Source organism: Pseudomonas lundensis, assembly GCF_001042985.1.
Lineage (GTDB): Bacteria > Pseudomonadota > Gammaproteobacteria > Pseudomonadales > Pseudomonadaceae > Aquipseudomonas > Aquipseudomonas lundensis.
The window spans coordinates 96,607-112,864 of sequence record NZ_JYKY01000017.1; the positions used below are offsets into that span (position 1 = coordinate 96,607).

The 16,258-nt window shown below is 57.9% G+C and carries 20 protein-coding genes; 11 read left to right on the top strand and 9 right to left on the bottom strand.

All coding sequences use genetic code 11. The features are described 5' to 3' along the window. Positions 1-92: 92 nt before the first annotated feature. Positions 93-980 carry a protease HtpX gene (gene htpX, locus TU74_RS14765; protein ID WP_047273939.1) on the top strand — a complete coding sequence of 296 codons (888 nt, stop codon included), beginning with the start codon at positions 93-95 and terminating at the stop codon, positions 978-980. A gap of 64 nt (positions 981-1,044) precedes the next feature. Here htpX and TU74_RS14770 read toward each other — a convergent pair whose 3' ends face one another. Further along, on the bottom strand, positions 1,045-1,704 hold the full coding sequence (locus TU74_RS14770; protein WP_048376940.1) for a thiopurine S-methyltransferase: 660 nt from the start codon (positions 1,702-1,704) through the stop codon (positions 1,045-1,047). A gap of 101 nt (positions 1,705-1,805) precedes the next feature. Between TU74_RS14770 and TU74_RS14775 the strand changes: the two genes are divergently transcribed. Then, positions 1,806-2,573, top strand: a complete 768-nt coding sequence (locus TU74_RS14775; protein ID WP_048376941.1) for a DODA-type extradiol aromatic ring-opening family dioxygenase — start codon at positions 1,806-1,808, stop codon at positions 2,571-2,573. A 97-nt stretch (positions 2,574-2,670) separates the two neighbouring features. Here TU74_RS14775 and TU74_RS14780 read toward each other — a convergent pair whose 3' ends face one another. Beyond that, positions 2,671-4,332 (bottom strand): DEAD/DEAH box helicase, encoded by a 1,662-nt coding sequence (locus tag TU74_RS14780; RefSeq protein ID WP_047275591.1) that lies wholly within the window; start codon positions 4,330-4,332, stop codon positions 2,671-2,673. Positions 4,333-4,705: 373 nt separating this feature from the next. Then, entirely contained in the window at positions 4,706-5,461 is a 756-nt protein-coding gene (locus TU74_RS14785) for a spermidine synthase (protein ID WP_047273931.1), read from the bottom strand. 161 nt (positions 5,462-5,622) lie between these two features. Here TU74_RS14785 and TU74_RS14790 point away from each other — a divergent pair, with 161 nt between their 5' ends. Then, positions 5,623-6,969: a class II 3-deoxy-7-phosphoheptulonate synthase gene (locus tag TU74_RS14790; RefSeq protein ID WP_048376942.1), complete on the top strand. Its 1,347-nt coding sequence runs from the start codon at positions 5,623-5,625 to the stop codon at positions 6,967-6,969. Positions 6,970-7,013: 44 nt separating this feature from the next. Here the strand turns inward: TU74_RS14790 and TU74_RS23565 are convergent, their stop codons facing one another. Then, positions 7,014-7,193 carry a DUF1127 domain-containing protein gene (locus TU74_RS23565; RefSeq protein ID WP_082149880.1) on the bottom strand — a complete coding sequence of 60 codons (180 nt, stop codon included), beginning with the start codon at positions 7,191-7,193 and terminating at the stop codon, positions 7,014-7,016. 96 nt (positions 7,194-7,289) lie between these two features. Here TU74_RS23565 and TU74_RS14795 point away from each other — a divergent pair, with 96 nt between their 5' ends. Next, positions 7,290-8,147: a LysR family transcriptional regulator gene (locus TU74_RS14795; protein ID WP_047293006.1), complete on the top strand. Its 858-nt coding sequence runs from the start codon at positions 7,290-7,292 to the stop codon at positions 8,145-8,147. Here the strand turns inward: TU74_RS14795 and TU74_RS14800 are convergent. The 3 genes from TU74_RS14800 to earP form a co-directional block, all read right to left on the bottom strand. Then, on the bottom strand, positions 8,137-8,889 hold the full coding sequence (locus TU74_RS14800; RefSeq protein ID WP_048376943.1) for a sulfite exporter TauE/SafE family protein: 753 nt from the start codon (positions 8,887-8,889) through the stop codon (positions 8,137-8,139). The two genes, TU74_RS14795 and TU74_RS14800, sit on opposite strands and share 11 nt — an antisense overlap. A 141-nt stretch (positions 8,890-9,030) precedes the next feature. Further along, the gene (locus tag TU74_RS14805) at positions 9,031-9,603 is read right to left on the bottom strand and encodes an elongation factor P (RefSeq protein ID WP_047273922.1); all 573 of its coding nucleotides are present in this window, start codon (positions 9,601-9,603) and stop codon (positions 9,031-9,033) included. A 49-nt stretch (positions 9,604-9,652) separates the two neighbouring features. After that, positions 9,653-10,786: an elongation factor P maturation arginine rhamnosyltransferase EarP gene (gene earP / locus TU74_RS14810; RefSeq protein WP_047293002.1), complete on the bottom strand. Its 1,134-nt coding sequence runs from the start codon at positions 10,784-10,786 to the stop codon at positions 9,653-9,655. 135 nt (positions 10,787-10,921) lie between these two features. On the opposite strand from earP, the gene TU74_RS14815 reads away from it, so the two are divergent. Beyond that, the gene (locus TU74_RS14815; RefSeq protein ID WP_047280147.1) at positions 10,922-11,317 is read left to right on the top strand and encodes a hypothetical protein; all 396 of its coding nucleotides are present in this window, start codon (positions 10,922-10,924) and stop codon (positions 11,315-11,317) included. A gap of 24 nt (positions 11,318-11,341) precedes the next feature. Continuing rightward, positions 11,342-11,824, top strand: a complete 483-nt coding sequence (locus tag TU74_RS14820) for a GreA/GreB family elongation factor (RefSeq protein ID WP_048376944.1) — start codon at positions 11,342-11,344, stop codon at positions 11,822-11,824. A gap of 19 nt (positions 11,825-11,843) precedes the next feature. Here TU74_RS14820 and TU74_RS14825 read toward each other — a convergent pair whose 3' ends face one another. Next, complete coding sequence (locus tag TU74_RS14825; protein WP_047275577.1) at positions 11,844-12,098, bottom strand: hypothetical protein; 255 nt, start codon at positions 12,096-12,098, stop codon at positions 11,844-11,846. Between the two features lie 177 nt (positions 12,099-12,275). Between TU74_RS14825 and TU74_RS14830 the strand changes: the two genes are divergently transcribed. The 5 genes from TU74_RS14830 to TU74_RS14850 all read left to right on the top strand — a co-directional run bounded on the left by TU74_RS14830 (position 12,276) and on the right by TU74_RS14850 (position 15,351). Further along, entirely contained in the window at positions 12,276-12,596 is a 321-nt protein-coding gene (locus TU74_RS14830) for an ElaB/YgaM/YqjD family protein (protein ID WP_047273911.1), read from the top strand. Between the two features lie 169 nt (positions 12,597-12,765). After that, positions 12,766-13,968: an MFS transporter gene (locus TU74_RS14835; protein ID WP_048376945.1), complete on the top strand. Its 1,203-nt coding sequence runs from the start codon at positions 12,766-12,768 to the stop codon at positions 13,966-13,968. 112 nt (positions 13,969-14,080) lie between these two features. After that, positions 14,081-14,377, top strand: coding sequence for a DUF6388 family protein (locus TU74_RS14840; RefSeq protein ID WP_047275572.1), 297 nt, complete (start codon positions 14,081-14,083; stop codon positions 14,375-14,377). Positions 14,378-14,494: 117 nt separating this feature from the next. Continuing rightward, complete coding sequence (locus TU74_RS14845) at positions 14,495-14,824, top strand: hypothetical protein (protein WP_053070015.1); 330 nt, start codon at positions 14,495-14,497, stop codon at positions 14,822-14,824. 110 nt (positions 14,825-14,934) lie between these two features. After that, positions 14,935-15,351, top strand: coding sequence for a low affinity iron permease family protein (locus tag TU74_RS14850; protein ID WP_048376946.1), 417 nt, complete (start codon positions 14,935-14,937; stop codon positions 15,349-15,351). Between the two features lie 44 nt (positions 15,352-15,395). On the opposite strand, the gene TU74_RS14855 is transcribed toward TU74_RS14850, so the two are convergent. Continuing rightward, positions 15,396-15,935, bottom strand: coding sequence for a DUF4142 domain-containing protein (locus TU74_RS14855; RefSeq protein WP_047273904.1), 540 nt, complete (start codon positions 15,933-15,935; stop codon positions 15,396-15,398). Positions 15,936-16,258 lie beyond the last annotated feature (323 nt).

Below are 16,258 nucleotides of genomic sequence, written 5' to 3' on the forward strand. Positions count from 1 at the left end.
AGTTTGAAATAGTCACTTGGTTGAATAGCCTGTAACAGCACCTTATATACCCGCATGCGGCAATACCTTAAGTCGAGGAGATTCTTACAACCATGATGCGCATTTTGCTGTTTTTGGCCACTAACCTGGCGGTCGTGCTGATTGCCAGCATCACCCTGAGCCTGTTCGGCTTCAACGGGTTCATGGCGGCCAACGGGGTTGATCTGAACCTCAGTCAGCTGTTGGTTTTCTGTGCAGTCTTTGGTTTCGCAGGATCTTTGTTCTCGCTGTTCATTTCCAAATGGATGGCGAAAATGAGCACCAGCACCCAGGTCATCACTCAACCCCGTACTCGTCATGAACAATGGCTGATGCAAACCGTTGAGCAATTGTCCCGGGAAGCCGGGATCAAAATGCCCGAGGTCGGGATTTTCCCCGCCTATGAGGCCAACGCCTTTGCAACAGGCTGGAACAAGAACGATGCACTGGTTGCTGTCAGCCAGGGCCTGCTGGAGCGTTTTTCTCCCGATGAAGTAAAAGCGGTTCTGGCTCACGAAATCGGCCACGTCGCCAATGGCGACATGGTGACCCTGGCCTTGGTGCAAGGGGTGGTGAACACATTTGTGATGTTCTTCGCCCGCATCATCGGCAACTTTGTGGACAAGGTGATTTTCAAGAACGAAGAAGGCCGCGGCATTGCCTACTACGTGGCGACGATCTTCGCAGAACTGGTGCTGGGCTTCCTGGCCAGCGCCATTGTGATGTGGTTCTCGCGCAAGCGTGAATTCCGGGCTGACGAAGCAGGTGCTCACCTAGCGGGCACAGCAGCCATGATCAGCGCCCTGCAACGCTTGCGCTCCGAACAGGGCCTGCCTGTGCACATGCCGGACAGCCTGGCGGCCTTTGGTATCAATGGCGGCATCAAACAAGGGCTGGCCCGTATGTTTATGAGCCACCCGCCGCTGGAAGAGCGTATCGACGCACTGCGTCGCCGCGGCTAACGTTTACGGCGAACAAAAAAGGGCGACTTCGGTCGCCCTTTTTCATATCACGGTCCAGTGCGCGTCAGGCCGTTTTTTCCAGGCGGTAGACACGCTCAACCAACCGGGTTGCACCGCCTTTCAAAAACTTCCAGCTCTTACCCAGGATGTCCGGTTGCTCAAGGATCTCGATTGACCAATCTGCCGCCAAAAGACGCTGCACCTGCGCATCGGGCACGGAAAACGGCGGGCCTTGCATCTGCGACTGCTCGTAATCAAGGGTAATCAACAGGCCCCGGCAGCGCGCTGGCAAGATGCGTGTCAGATGGGCCGTATAGTCCTCTCGCATCTGCGGGGGCAAGGCGATGATGGCCGCGCGGTCATACACGCCCGAACAGGCCGCGACCTCCTCAGCGCTCAACGCAAAAAAATCACCACACAGCAACGTCACCGGCCCTGCCTCGTAGACCCTGAAGCCGCCCCGCTGACTGACCTTGGGGTCGAGGTCGTGTTCGCTAAAAAACGCCTGCACCGCTGTCTCAGACAGCTCAACGCCCAGCACCTCATAACCCTGTGCCGCCAGCCACGTTAAATCGAGGGTTTTTCCGCACAGCGGCACCAGCACGCGCGTACCGGGCTCAAGGCCGAGGTCGGGCCAATAACGCGCTAAATGGGGATTGACCTGCTCCAGGTGAAAGCCAATCTGATTACGCTCCCAACGGTCGTGCCAAAAATCAGCCTGCATGATTCACCTTTAAATTCGATGGATAACCACTAAAACTTATATTGGATTTAGATCATTGATCAGAACGAAGATGACGCATCTTAACCCTGAGGGCCCTGTTCATGCTTCCCAGCCTGTTTATTTCTCATGGCTCGCCAATGCTGGCACTTGAGCCCGGCGCCAGTGGGCCCGCCTTGACCCGTTTGGCCGCCGAACTGCCGCGCCCGAACGCTATCGTAATCATGTCTGCACACTGGGAAAGCGCGGAACTGATTGTCAGCAGCGGCGCGGCACCTGAAACCTGGCATGACTTTGGCGGATTCCCCCCTGCCTTGTTCGCTGTGCAATACCCGGCCCCGGGGAATCCCCAACTGGCCGCAAAGGTAGCGCAACGCTTGGCTGACAACGGTTTACCTGCCCGACTGGACCCGCGACGCCCTTTTGATCACGGCACCTGGGTGCCGTTGTCCCTGATGTACCCACAGGCCGATATCCCCGTGGTGCAGGTTTCTCTGCCCAGCCAGCGAGGCCCTGCCTTTCAGACACACATCGGCCGCGCCCTGGACGGTCTGCGTGAAGAAGGCATCTTGTTGATCGGCTCCGGCAGCATCACCCACAACCTGCGCGAGCTGGACTGGCACGCAGGCCCCGAGCGCATCGAGCCGTGGGCCAAGGCATTTCGGGACTGGATGATTGAAAAACTCGAGGCTGACGATGAGGCAGCGCTTCACGACTACCGGCGTGCTGCCCCCCATGCCGCGCGTAACCACCCCAGTGATGAGCACGTGCTGCCACTGTTTTTCGCCCGTGGGGCCGGCGGGGCATTTCACGTGGCGCACGCGGGCTGGACGCTGGGTGCGCTGGGCATGGATATTTATCGATTTGGATGAAGGCAGGCTATCGACCTGACGTAGACCCACCTTCCGGACAAAAAAAATCCCCGAACACGTCGGGGATTTTTTTATCGATCAATCACTGCAGCAGTGATTAATCTTCGCGGTAGCGGCGCAGCTTGAGCTGTTTGCCGGCAACACGGGTGTCTTTCAGCTTGGCCAGCAGTTTTTCCAGGCCATCTTCCGGCAGTTCTACCAGGCTGAAGCTGTCACGCACCTGGATGCGACCGATTGCTTCACGTGCCAGGCCACCCTCGTTGAGGATAGCGCCCAGCAGGTTCTTGGCAGCGATACCATCACGCGCACCCAGCGCGGTACGGCAACGGGCACGGCCTTCGGCCAATGGAACCGGCGCACGACGCTCACGATCACCACGCTCAGGACGATCACCCGAACGTTCACGCGGCGCGCTGTTCGGCACCAGTGGACGCTCGCGCTCGATGGCCGCCAGGGTCAGGGCTTGACCGTTGGTGGCTTTGCGCAGCAGAGCGGCGGCCAGGGCACGCGGGCTGCAACCGATGTCGGCAGTCAGGCGATCCAGCAGATCACCGTGAGTCGATTCGGCATCAGCGACCAGCGGCGCCAGGCTGTTGGTCAGCTTCTTGATGCGAGCATCGAGAACGGCCTGAGCATCCGGCAGGCGAACTTCAGCAACCTTTTGACCGGTTACACGCTCGATCACTTGCAGCATGCGACGCTCACGCGGCGTTACCAGCAACAGCGCACGACCTTCGCGACCGGCACGGCCAGTACGGCCGATACGGTGAACGTAGGACTCAGGGTCGTACGGCATGTCAACGTTGAACACGTGGGTGATACGCGGAACGTCGAGACCACGTGCTGCCACGTCGGTCGCCACAACGATGTCCAGACGGCCATCCTTGAGGGAGTCGATCACGCGCTCACGTTGGTTCTGGGCGATGTCACCGTTCAGCGCAGCGGCTTTGTAGCCTTTGGCTTCCAGGGCACTGGCCAGATCCAGGGTCGCTTGCTTGGTGCGCACGAACATGATCAGGGCGTCGAAGTCTTCGACTTCCAGCAGGCTCAATACAGCCGAGGTCTTCTGGTCAGCGTGAACCAACAGGTGAGCCTGTTCGATCGCGGTAACGGTCTGAGTCTTGGTCTGGATCTTCACGTGTTGCGGATCGCGCAGGTGGCGCTCAGCAATGGCACGGATCGACTGCGGCAGGGTCGCGGAGAACAAAACGGTCTGACGGGTCGATGGCAGAGCCTTGAAGATCACTTCAAGGTCGTCCATGAAGCCCAGCTTCAACATTTCGTCAGCTTCGTCGAGAACCAGGTGGTTCACGGTTGCCAGTACTTTTTCGTCGCGACGCAAGTGGTCGCACAGACGGCCAGGTGTGGCGACAACGATCTGTGCGCCATTACGGATTGCTTTCAGCTGTGGGCCCATAGGCGCGCCGCCGTAAACGGCTACCACAGTTACGCCAGGCATTTGCTTGGAGTAGGTTTCGAAAGCGGTTGCTACTTGCAGCGCCAACTCACGGGTTGGCGCCAGGATCAGGGCTTGCGGCTCGCGCTTAGCAGGATCGATGCGGTGCAGGATCGGCAGGGCGAACGCGGCGGTTTTACCCGTACCGGTTTGCGCCTGACCAATCATGTCGTGACCGGCCATGATGATCGGGATCGATTGCTGCTGAATAGCCGAAGGTTCTTCGTAGCCAGTCGCTGCGACGGCTGCAAGAATATTCGGATTAAGATTAAAAGCGGCGAAGCCGCCGGTTTCCTGGGTCATGGGTCTGCCTCTAAGTGCATCCGCAAAGACCCATGCTCCAAAGCTGCGCATGCCGTGTAAGACTCAAGAGTCGCCCTGGCTGCTTTGTCGGCGGGGATTTGCGAAAACGTTTAAATGAATGGAGCGTTCAGGGTTGTCCGCGAAACGGACGAGCAGCCGAAGCGTGCTTCGGGAAATGCGACACCTAAACGTGGCCCGGCTAAAGGCCGGCGCGCACTATACCGGATTTATCAAAAAAAAGAAGTGTTTTTTTGAGGCAAAAAGCGCTGTATGCCTCTATAGACCGGGCCTTAAGGATATTTTGACCGGTTCAAAAAACGCCAAACCCTTGGCCACTCGGGGCCAAAGGCTAAAACGTTTCATCTTTGCGCATTCAGGTGGCAGGCCGAATGGCTTTGATCAACGGCTCCAGCGAGTACCCCAGCGTCGACGCCAGCGCTTGAGCACGCCCGGTGACCGCGTCCAGCGCCAGTGTCTGCTCCAGATCCGCAGGCACCATCAAGATCACGTTGCCCTCCTTCACCGGCAACTCCCAGTAATGGCGATGGTACAAACCGCGCAGCAGTGCCGCACCCAACGGTTTGCCATCATCGGTGGCCCACTGATTGATGATCAGCCAGCCGCCGGGATTGAGTTTCTTCTGGCAGTTTTCGAGGAACCCCCAGGCCAAGTGCCCGGACGCAGGCCCGAGGTCGTTATAAAGGTCGACAAAAATGAGGTCTGCCGACTCCGCACTGTCGAGCAACTCGAGGGCGTCCCCGATACGAATGTAAAGCCTGGGGTCATCGTCCAGGCCCAGGTACTCGATGGCCAGCCGGGGGACGTCAGGTCGCAGCTCGATGGCTTCGACATCGTCGAGGGGCAGAAACTTGAGGCAGGCCTGCGTCAGGGTGCCTGCGCCCAACCCTAAAAACAGGGCACTTTCAGGGGCTTCATGGCACAGCGCGCCGATCAGCATGGCGCGGGTGTAGTCATACTCCAGCCAGCTGGGATCAGCGGTGAAGACACAACTTTGCTCGATCGCATCGCCAAATTCGAGGAAGCGGTAATCCTCCACTTCAAGCACCCGAATCATGCCGAAGTCATCATGAACTTCGGCGAGCAGACGCTCAACGCGCTCCTCAGACATTTCCTCTCCTTGCCGCGACCCGGCACAACCCGGGCATCGCACTAAAAAACCACCACTCGGCGCCGAGCAGAAAGGCGCGATTGTCGGCCATAGCAGCGCGGCAGGTCACGCACTAATTTGCTGCTACCATGGCCCACCTCACTTCCACATTAGAGTCTGCGATGAGCCAATCCTGGAGCCCCGACAGCTGGCGAGCCCTGCCAATCCAGCAACAACCTGTCTACCCTGACGCCGCGCACCTGCTGCGGGTCGAACAAAGCCTGGCCAGTTACCCGCCGCTGGTCTTTGCAGGCGAAGCACGCGAGTTGCGCCGCCAATTTGCGGAAGTCACACAGGGTCGGGCTTTTCTGCTTCAAGGTGGCGATTGCGCTGAAAGTTTTGCCGAGTTTTCCGCGGCCAAGATTCGCGACACGTTCAAAGTGTTACTGCAAATGGCCATCGTCATGACGTTTGCGGCGGGTTGCCCGGTGGTCAAAGTCGGTCGCATGGCCGGCCAATTCGCCAAACCGCGCTCGGCCAATGACGAAACCCTCAACGGCATCACGCTTCCGGCCTATCGCGGCGATATCGTCAATGGCATCGGTTTTGATGAAAAAAGCCGTGTACCGGACCCCGAACGCCTGGTGCAGGCTTACAACCAGTCCACCGCGACCCTGAACCTGCTACGCGCTTTTGCCCAGGGCGGTTTTGCCGACCTGCATCAGGTCCACAAATGGAATCTGGACTTCATCGCCAACTCGGCCCTGGCTGAAAAGTACAGCCAACTGGCCACCCGCATTGATGAAACCCTGGCATTTATGCGCGCCTGCGGCATGGACAGCTCGCCGCAATTGCGCGAAACCAGTTTCTTCACTGCCCACGAAGCGCTGCTGCTCAATTACGAAGAGGCCTTCGTGCGCCGCGACAGCCTGACCAACGATTACTACGATTGCTCGGCCCACATGCTGTGGATCGGTGACCGTACGCGCCAACTGGACGGCGCGCATGTCGAGTTTTTGCGCGGGATCCATAACCCGATCGGGGTCAAGGTCGGGCCGAGCATGAACACCGATGACTTGCTGCGACTGATCGACACGCTCAACCCGAACAACGACCCGGGCCGCCTCAATCTGATCGCACGCATGGGAGCCGACAAGGTGGGCGATCATTTGCCGCAGTTGATTCGTGCGGTCGAGGGTGCAGGCAAGCAAGTGCTCTGGAGCTGCGACCCGATGCACGGCAACACCATCAAGGCCAACAGTGGCTACAAAACCCGCGACTTTGAGCAGATCCTTCGCGAAGTGAAACACTTCTTCCAGGTGCATGAAGCCGAGGGCAGTTACGCCGGCGGTATTCACATCGAAATGACCGGGCAAAATGTCACCGAGTGCATTGGCGGCTCACGGCCGATTACCGAAGATGGCTTGTCGGACCGCTATCACACCCATTGCGACCCGCGAATGAATGCCGATCAGTCATTGGAGCTGGCGTTTTTGATTGCCGAAACCCTCAAGCAAGTCAAACGCTGAAACGTTGCGCCTGGCACCAGGCGCAAGGGCTCATGAAGACCCGTTTATTTGTTAAACGGGTCTTCCCAGAAGTGCCGATGACTTTCAATTTCTACGTCCGCGCGGCTCAGCCCCAGATCCTTGAGCGCTGCATCACTGATCCTGCGCAAACATGCCCGTTCGCGGGCTAACTGGTGCCACCGGACGAGCCGTGACCACACGGCTGAAACCTTATTACCTTTCATCGCTTGAGTCCTCTTGGGGGATGGCTCAAGTGTCTGTGTGGGCCTAAGATCAATCCAACGAATGTTTCTTATGCGACTCATCTCAGAGATTGATGAATGGCTGATTTCCCCAGCATAGATACCGACCTGCTGCGCACGTTTGTGGCGATAGCGGATCATGGCGGCTTCACCCGCGCCGCCGACGTTGTCAACCGCACGCAATCGGCAGTGAGCATGCAAATGAAACGGCTTGAAGAAGATGTCCTTCAATGCCCGCTTTTTCAGCGCGACGGGCGCAATGTTTCATTGACGACGGAAGGCCACGTCCTGCTCGGGTACGCGCGGCGCATTCTGAAATTGCACGGCGAGGTCTTCAATACCCTGCGCCAGCCGCACATGGTGGGCACGATCAAAATCGGCTCACCGGACGATTACGTGATGCGTTTTTTGCCCGGGGTGCTGTCGCGATTCGCTCAGGATTACCCGCTGATCAATGTGGAAGTGCATTGCGAGCCATCTGCGTTACTGCTGCAACGTAACGATCTGGACTTGACCATCGTCACCCGCAAGCCAGGCTCAGAGCGAGGACAGATTCTGCGTCAGGAACGCTTCGTGTGGATGGTGGCTGAAGGTTTTACGCCCCATGAACAAACGCCGCTGCCACTGGCCATGTTCAACACCGAGTGTTTTTGCCGGGTCTGGGCCTGCAATGCGTTGGATGCGATGCAACGCGAATACCGGGTCGCTTATACCAGCGCCAGCCTGGCGGCCATTAATGCTGTGGTCAGCACAGGACTGGCCGTGACTGCGCAACTCGAGAGCCTGTTGACCCCCGGGCTGCGCATTGTCGGGGAAGCCGAGAATCTGCCTCAGCTACCGTCTGCCAGCATTGTATTGCTGCGCAAACCCATCACGACGCCGTCGCCGATTATTGAATGCTTCGCGCACTACATCGTCGATGGCTTCAAGCTTTGATGGCCAACAACCCGGCGCATACCAGCAAGAAGCCGCAATACAAGGCGCGCAGCACACGCTCGGGCAGCGCGTGTGCGACTTTTACGCCCCAACTGATACTCAGCAACCCGCCGATGGCCATGGGCACGCCCATCAGCCAATTGACCTCGTGATGAATGGCGTAGGTCAACAACGTGACGCTGGTACTCGGTGCCGCCAGGGCCAGCGACATGCCCTGCGCCACCACCTGCGAGGTGCCGAAAACGCTGGTCAATACGGGCGCCGCGACCACCGCACCACCTACGCCAAATAACCCGCCTGTGGTTCCCGCCAATGCCCCCAACGCGCCAAACCATGGCCAGCCGTAGCGAGAGCCTGTGGGCGCTTTAGCCGCAGCGCCATACAGTTTGATCAGGTTATACAGCGTAATCGCCAGCAAAAAACCGACAAATCCCCACCGAATAATGCGCGGATCCAGCCCTACCGCCAGCATCGCGCCCAGCCACGCAAAGCAGAAACTCATCGCCACCAGCGGTAATGCCTGACGCAGGTCGATGCGATTGCGCTGGTTGTAGCGATACAGCGCCACCAGCACATTGGGCACCGACATGACCAAGGCCGTACCTTGCGCCATTTGCTGATCCAGACCAAACCACAGGCCCAGCACGGGAATGGCAATCAAACCACCGCCTATCCCGAACAATCCGCCCATCGCCCCCAGCGCGACACCCAACGCGGTGTACATCACAACATCCATCAACATCACTGCCCCTCATGGTGATCGGCCATGCTACCCAGTCGCAGGCCAGTGGCAAAGCTCAAAACCGGGCCTTGCGCACGATTTCATGAAGCAAAAAAAACCCGACCTTGTGGTCGGGTTTTTGTCGTGCGGTGAACGCCAGGATTAAACCTTGGCGCGGCCCTTGTAGGAACCACCGTCACGGGTATCGATCTCGATCCAGTCGCCGATTTCAACGAAATCTGCAACGCTCAGCTCGGTACCGTTTTTCAGTTTGGCAGGCTTCATCACTTTGCCCGAGGTATCGCCACGAGCGGAACCTTCGGTGTAGTCAACCTGACGCACGATGGTGGTCGGCAGCTCCACGGAAACCAGACGGTCTTCGAAGAAGATGGCTTCGCAAACATCGGTCATGCCTTCTTCAACGAAAGGCAGAACGGCTTCGATGTCTTCAGCGTTCAGCTCGTACATGGTGTAGTCAGTGGTGTCCATGAACGTGTAAGTGTCGCCGGAGATGAAGGACAGGGTCGCTTCTTTACGGTCCAGGATCACGTCGTCCAGCTTGTCGTCAGCGCTGTAAACGATTTCAGTCTTGTAGCCAGTCAGCAGGTTCTTCAGCTTGGTCTTCATGATCGCGCTGTTACGGCCCGACTTGGTGAATTCAGCTTTCTGAACCAACCAAGGGTCGTTTTCGAGCTTGATGACTGTGCCGGGTTTAAGCTCTTTACCAGTTTTCATTGCGAGTATCCGAATTTGGATTGAGATTTACAAAAATCTAGGCCGCGTATCATATCCAATTTCTATAAAACAGTACCAGCGCTTGCGCAAGATCAGCCTGGTTTGCCTGTTGTAGACACCAGCGCTCAGCGTGGGCGGACAGTTGCTCCCAGTGTTCTTCTACGTCATTCCAGCTTTTGGTCATGTCCGCGCCCGCATTCCAGGCCAGCCACAGGTCGGTAATCGCCTGCGCGGCGGCCGGTGACAGGCCGTTGACGTATAACGCCAGGAAGGCTTTGAGCTTGACCCAATGCGCGTCCTCTTCTTGCTGGTAAATATGCCAAAGCATGGGACGAGCGGCCCACTGCGCCCGCACAAAGGAGTCCTCGCCCCGCACGGCATTGAAGTCACAACTCCACAAGATGCGGTCGTAATCCTCCTGCCGGACAAACGGCAACGCCTGAACAGTCAGCGTGCCGCGCCGCTCAACGGTACCAGGCGATAACGCTTCAACATCAAGCCAGTGCAGCAGGTCCGCCATGATCCGCCCTTGCGGAACCAGCAAATGCGTCGCGCGATGACCCGCTGACAAGGCTGACAGCCAACTGGCGAGGCCCGTGTTTTCATAAGCAAACAACGAGATCAGGCGCGCCTGCGGGTCTGGAAAGACGCCCAACGCTTGCAGGAACGCCTGCCGCGCCAGCGGATTCCGCTGAAAGGACTGACGTCGTGCGAGTAAATCGCCTTCGCGCAGCAAGCCGCCCGTACCAGCTTCAAAGCCGGGGAAAAAGAAAATGCGTTTAAGGCCATCGGGCCGTAGAGAAGGCAAGCCGTGACAGCCGGCCACCCAGTCCTCTGCACTCAAGTACTCAAGATTGATCCACAACGCAGGGCTGACACGCTCTTTCATGGCGCGCAAATAAGCCTCTGGCAATTTGCAGCCGAACGCCTCGATCACTACGTCGGCCACCTCCACCGCCGCCCAGACCTGTGGCCACTGGCGAACCTCCACGCCCTGCTGCCATTGTTCACTGGCTGTGGCATCCGCCTCAGGACACAGCGGCACGAACGCGTGCAAATCGTCGACCCACAACCGCACCGCCAGATCATGCTCGGCCGCCAACTGACGGGCCAGACGCCACGTGACACCAATGTCGCCGTAGTTGTCGACCACACTGCAAAAAATATCCCAGGAGACTTTCATTCCAGGCTCCAACATTCAAAGGGCCGATTGTCCGCATAAAACAGCAGGGACAGAAGCGTTATGGCGCATTAATCTGCGCGACAGTCGTGCGACAATCGCCGCTCACTCACACCACGCGCCCGCCCGGAGGCTGCCATGCCCGCTCGTCCGATTGCTCGCCGTCGATTGTCAGTCACCCTCAGCCCGCTTTCCCTGATCGGCTGTATTGCCCTTGGGCTTTGGTTCGGGTTTGTAGCGATAGCCCTGACGTGCTGGTTGATCTATCGCGCTGCCGGACCCGCTTCCCTGGCGCCTGTAGCCGCCCTCTTGCACCCGACGACACTGCCGTCGACGCCGCCGCCCGCCCCAAGCAATGTGATGTTTGAGCAATATCAGCAAAACCTGTATCAACACGAACAGCAGCAACGGCTGGAGCAGGCGCGTGACAGCAACCGCAACCTGGCAAACCCCACCTGCCAGTTTTGGCTACAGCAAGATCAGAACGCCCCGACCGACAAAAGCCGCGCCAACGTGCTGCGTTTTTGCAATTAACTGAAGACCTGACCGTCCCTGCTTATGAACAAGACCGACGTACACCGCCTGCTACTGGAGAAACTCGAGATTGATCTCGATGTGCTGCAACGCGCGGCTCAGACCGCCTACGAAGCTGCCACCCACGAAGAAAATGTGGCTGAGAACAAGTACGACACCCTTGGGCTGGAAGCTTCCTATCTGGCAACAGGTCAGGCACGTCGGGTAGAGGAAATTCGCCAGGCACTTAAACGCTGTCAGGCCATGTCGCTGGAACCACTGGAACCCGCGCGCGGGATTCAGATCGGGGCGCTGGTGTGTCTCGAAACAGACAAGGGCACCTCGCAGTACCTGCTGCTGGCCCCTGATGCGGCAGGCTTGACGCTCAAGGCGAACGGGCAAACCGTCACTGTCATCACACCGCGCTCGCCACTGGGCGCTGCGCTGCTGGGCAAGTACCTCGACGACGAGGTGCAGATCAAGGTCGGGGCCGCAGTCCAGCATTTCAGCGTGCTGGAGATCGCCTGATCAGCCGCATCTACGCGTTTTACTTGGCCGCGGCCATCAGACGGTTGACTTCACTGCGCACCATGTTTGCGTATTCGGGCGGCGACATGGCGTCCAGCTCGGAACGGACCCATTCGGCCCATTTGCCCTTGCGCTTGGCACGCTCACCGAACAGACGTGCGGCATCGCCTTTGGCCTTACCCAGATTGCTCTGCCAAAGGTCAAACAGACGTGATTTTTCATCTTCAAGCGCAGCACGCTCAGCAAGGGGCTTATTGGCGAGATTGAAGCTCATGACAGGTTCCTGCGGCGTAATTTGGGCTACATCTTACACCTTCAAAAGAAGTGTCTCAGCCAGGTTTTTAACTACGCTGTCAGCTCAACACCGTACATCCCGCAAAACAGATGCAACTTTTCACGACCGGATTGACTCCATAACTCATCATCCTTTTCACCTGCAAGGAGTACCGCAATGGCTCGAAAAAACGCCGTACAAGCCGCTGAAGACCAAATCAAAGACCAGGCTTTCAGCGAGCTGCAAGACCTGATAGCCGAATCGGACAAGCTGCTCAAGGACAGTGCATCGCTGGTTGGCGAAGAAGGCGAAACACTGCGTGCGCAGGTGGGCCTGAAACTCAAGCAGGCACTGGACTCCGTAAACAACGTTCGCGAACGCAGCAAGCCGGTGGTTGACGCAACCGAGCATTACATCGGCGGCCACCCCTGGCAGACCGTTGCGATTTCTGCCGGTTTCGGTCTGGTAGTAGGCCTGTTGCTGGGCCGTCGTAACTAAGATACGGCGACTGTCTCGGCCATCACCGAAACGTTGCATTTTCAAAGCCCTTCTCCCTCCGGGTGAAGGGCTTTGTCGTTGGCCTGCAAAAAACTTCGACATATTCAGTGACATGCACGGGCAGCAGTCCTGATACTTCACGCCACACTCCATGCCGATGAGACAGTCGATGTCCACCTCCCCTGCCGCTCACAAACCCCTGAGCACTGCCCTGATCCTGCTGATGGCCACTGCGACGGGCCTGGCCGTGGCCAGCAACTATTACGCCCAGCCTTTGCTGCACACCATCGCCCAAGAGCTGGGCTTGAGCATGAGCAGTGCCGGTACCGTCGTGATCACCGCCCAGTTGAGTTATGGCGCCGGCCTGCTGTTACTGGTGCCGCTGGGTGACCTGTTTGAGCAACGCCGCCTGATTGTCAGCATGACCGTCTTAAGCGCGCTGGGCTTGCTCTTGAGTGCTTTTGCCCCGTCGCTGACCCTGTTGCTGCTGGGTACGGCGGTCACCGGCTTGTTTTCTGTCTCGGCCCAGGTACTGGTGCCCATGGCTGCCAGCCTGACGGATCCGCAAAGCCGGGGCCGGGTCGTAGGCACACTGATGAGCGGCCTGCTGCTGGGTATTCTGCTGGCACGCACCGTGGCAGGCGCCCTCTCTTCGGCAGGCGATTGGCGCACCATTTACCTGCTGGCCGCCGCGCTCATGTTTATCAGCGCCCTCGCGCTGTACTGCGCCCTGCCCAATCATCATCAGAGCGCAGGGTTGAGCTATCCGAAACTGCTGGGATCGGTCTTTCGCCTGTTCGTGGAAGAGCCGGTATTGCGCCTGCGCGCGCTGTTGGGCCTGCTGACATTCTCGTTGTTTGCCTTGTTCTGGACACCCCTGGCCTTTCTGCTGGCACTGCCGCCCTACGGTTATTCTGACGCGGTGATCGGCCTGTTCGGGCTCGCGGGTGCCGTCGGTGCGGTGGCGGCCAATTGGGCCGGGCGCATGGCTGACCGTGGCAAGGGCCAACAGGCCACCACTGCCGGTTTATTGGTATTGCTGGCGTGCTGGCTGCCCATGGCATTTGCCGGTAGCTCATTGGCCGCCCTGTTGATCGGCGTGCTGGCCTTGGACTTTGCCGTGCAACTGGTCCATGTGAGCAACCAGAACGCCGTGTTTCAAATCCGGCCCGCGGCGCGCAATCGCCTTAACGCGGGTTACATCACCTGTTATTTCATTGGCGGCGCTCTGGGCTCGCTCGCGGGCGCACAAACCTACCCGGTTTACGGTTGGGAGGGCATCGTCATGGTCGGCGCCGTCATCGCGGCCCTGACCCTCGCAGTGTGGGGTTATGCCCTGCAACGAGAAAGCAAGCTGCAAGCTGTCGGGTAGCTCGTGTTGCGGCGCTTTTCATCACCGGGTGAAGCCGCTAGGATGCTCAACACCTTGAAAACGGCCTGTCTTGGCAGGTCGTTTATTGCCCTGAATGGCCCCGAGAATACGAATGATCCCTAAAGAATCCCGCAACGAACTGGCCCTGGATACGTTCATCAAAGGGCACCCTGAACTGATCGAAGAAATGAAAGACCTCAGCCACGAGGATCGCCAGCAGCAAATCCTCTGGGCATTTGAAGACGAAGCCCAAAGCCGTGGCCTCGAAGCCTGGGAGCTGGCCCTGGAACTCATCGCCCGCTCGCCGGAAGAATTGGCCGCTATGCGCCGGGAAGTGCATCAGGAAGTCGCTGAAGCCCTGGACATGAGCTGGGAAGAATACTGCAGCTTCAACGACATCGCCGTTTGAGCCTGACGCCCCCGTGACGCGGCGATTACCGAGTAACCGCTCGTCACTTGGGTGGCACGAACATGTGCAGTTCACACACCAACATCATGTAGCCCTCCCCACTTTGGAGTCGACCTCATGATGACCTTGATTAAACACCTGTCTTTCGCCACTGCCTTGGGCATGGTGTCCGTCAGCAGCTATGCGGCTTCGTCTTCCACCGGCCCGACCCTTCCCGAAGGGCCCGCCCCCGCGCCAGCGACCCAAGGGATTGAGCCCACCATCAATCAGGATTCCAAAATCCACAACGATGCGGACACCCCGACGCACCCGTCAGTCGATCCACGCATTCAAGGCAATGATCCAGGCCGTCAGGGCGGTATGAATACGGATGGCAATGGCCCGATAGGCGATGGCGAGCGCTCAGTCACGCCACCTTCGGTCTTACCCGGCCCAACCCAACCTTGATGCCGCCTGACGGGCAATGTTTCCACTGGAGATGAAAAGGTCGATGTAAGAAAAAAGAATTTCAAACACCTGCCGTGGTCCCAGTTATAACGACCACTCAGAGGCACAAGATGAAATTCGATACCTTTTCCCAAGGACTTGCCAAGCAGGCAGGAAGCCCCAGAACATTCCAGATCGCCATTTTACTGATCGTGATATGGGCTGTTTCGGGGCCCTGGTTTCATTACAACGACACGTGGCAACTGATCATTAACACCTCGACCACCATCATCACGTTCCTCATGGTGTTCCTCATTCAAAATACCCAGAACCGCGACAACGATGTGCTGCATATCAAAATTGATGAACTGCTGCGCGTGACCAAAGAAGCACAAAACGCCGTGCTCAACCTGGACGCGCTGGACACCAAAGAGCTGCACAATATTCGCAAACAATACAAACGCATCGGTGAAAACCAGTCAGTGGAAGTGACCTGCACCGAAACGGTCATCACCTCCAACGAAGAAACAACCGACGCCAAGGCCTAGCGACAGTGCGCTGACGCGCGTCAGCGCCAGCGCCACAGGGGCCATTAACTGACCGGTTTATCCACCTCACCTTTTTGATGCGTAGTCGCCAACTTCTTGGCCATGTCCAGATGCATCTCCAGCTTCGGCAAATACTTCTTCGCAAACGCTTTAAGCTGCGGCGACGTTGACTGGTGAGCTTGCTGCTTAAAGAGCGAAATAGCGTCTTCGTGGGTTTTTACCTGATTGGCCACATACGCCACATCAAACGACGCGCCTTCCTGCACTTGCAGCATCATCGTCTTGGCCTTGCTCAAGACATCTTCTTCAGCCGCCACCTCCAGCCCTTGCTTCTGAGCAATATCCTTAAGGTCACGGTTGGCATCGGTGTAATCCTTGATCACTTCCACGGCATAGCTGTTGATATCGACCGACTTGGTTTTCTGAATCGCCATACGACTGTTCTCGATTTCCGCAATCCCTGCCGCAGACGCTTCGTCAACAAACTCAGCGGGGCTTGCAGCCACGGCAGAACCGGCCATGAACACGGCATAAGCCAACGCACAGCCCGCGACAAAACGCTTAGTGGCACTCGGGGTTTTCATAACATGGCGGTCTCAAGGAGCAAGTGCAACAGTCAGTTAATTTTCTGAGCTTGCTAAGCGAAACAATCCCGCTTCCAAAACATCGTTATCAATGGGCGTCTGACCGAACCGAGCTTACCTGACTAAGCACAATTTCCACTACCAAGTGCTTAGCCGTGATCAAGCCCTTCGGTGGCTGCAGCAGCGGCTATACACCCCCCCCCCTCATCGCTTAAACAATGGCTATACACACCCCCCCCTCCATCGCCAATGTGACGGCTTGGAATGACCCAATAGAAACACCCATTAGACGCATCCACCAGATAACTTGGAGGGCTTGCCCT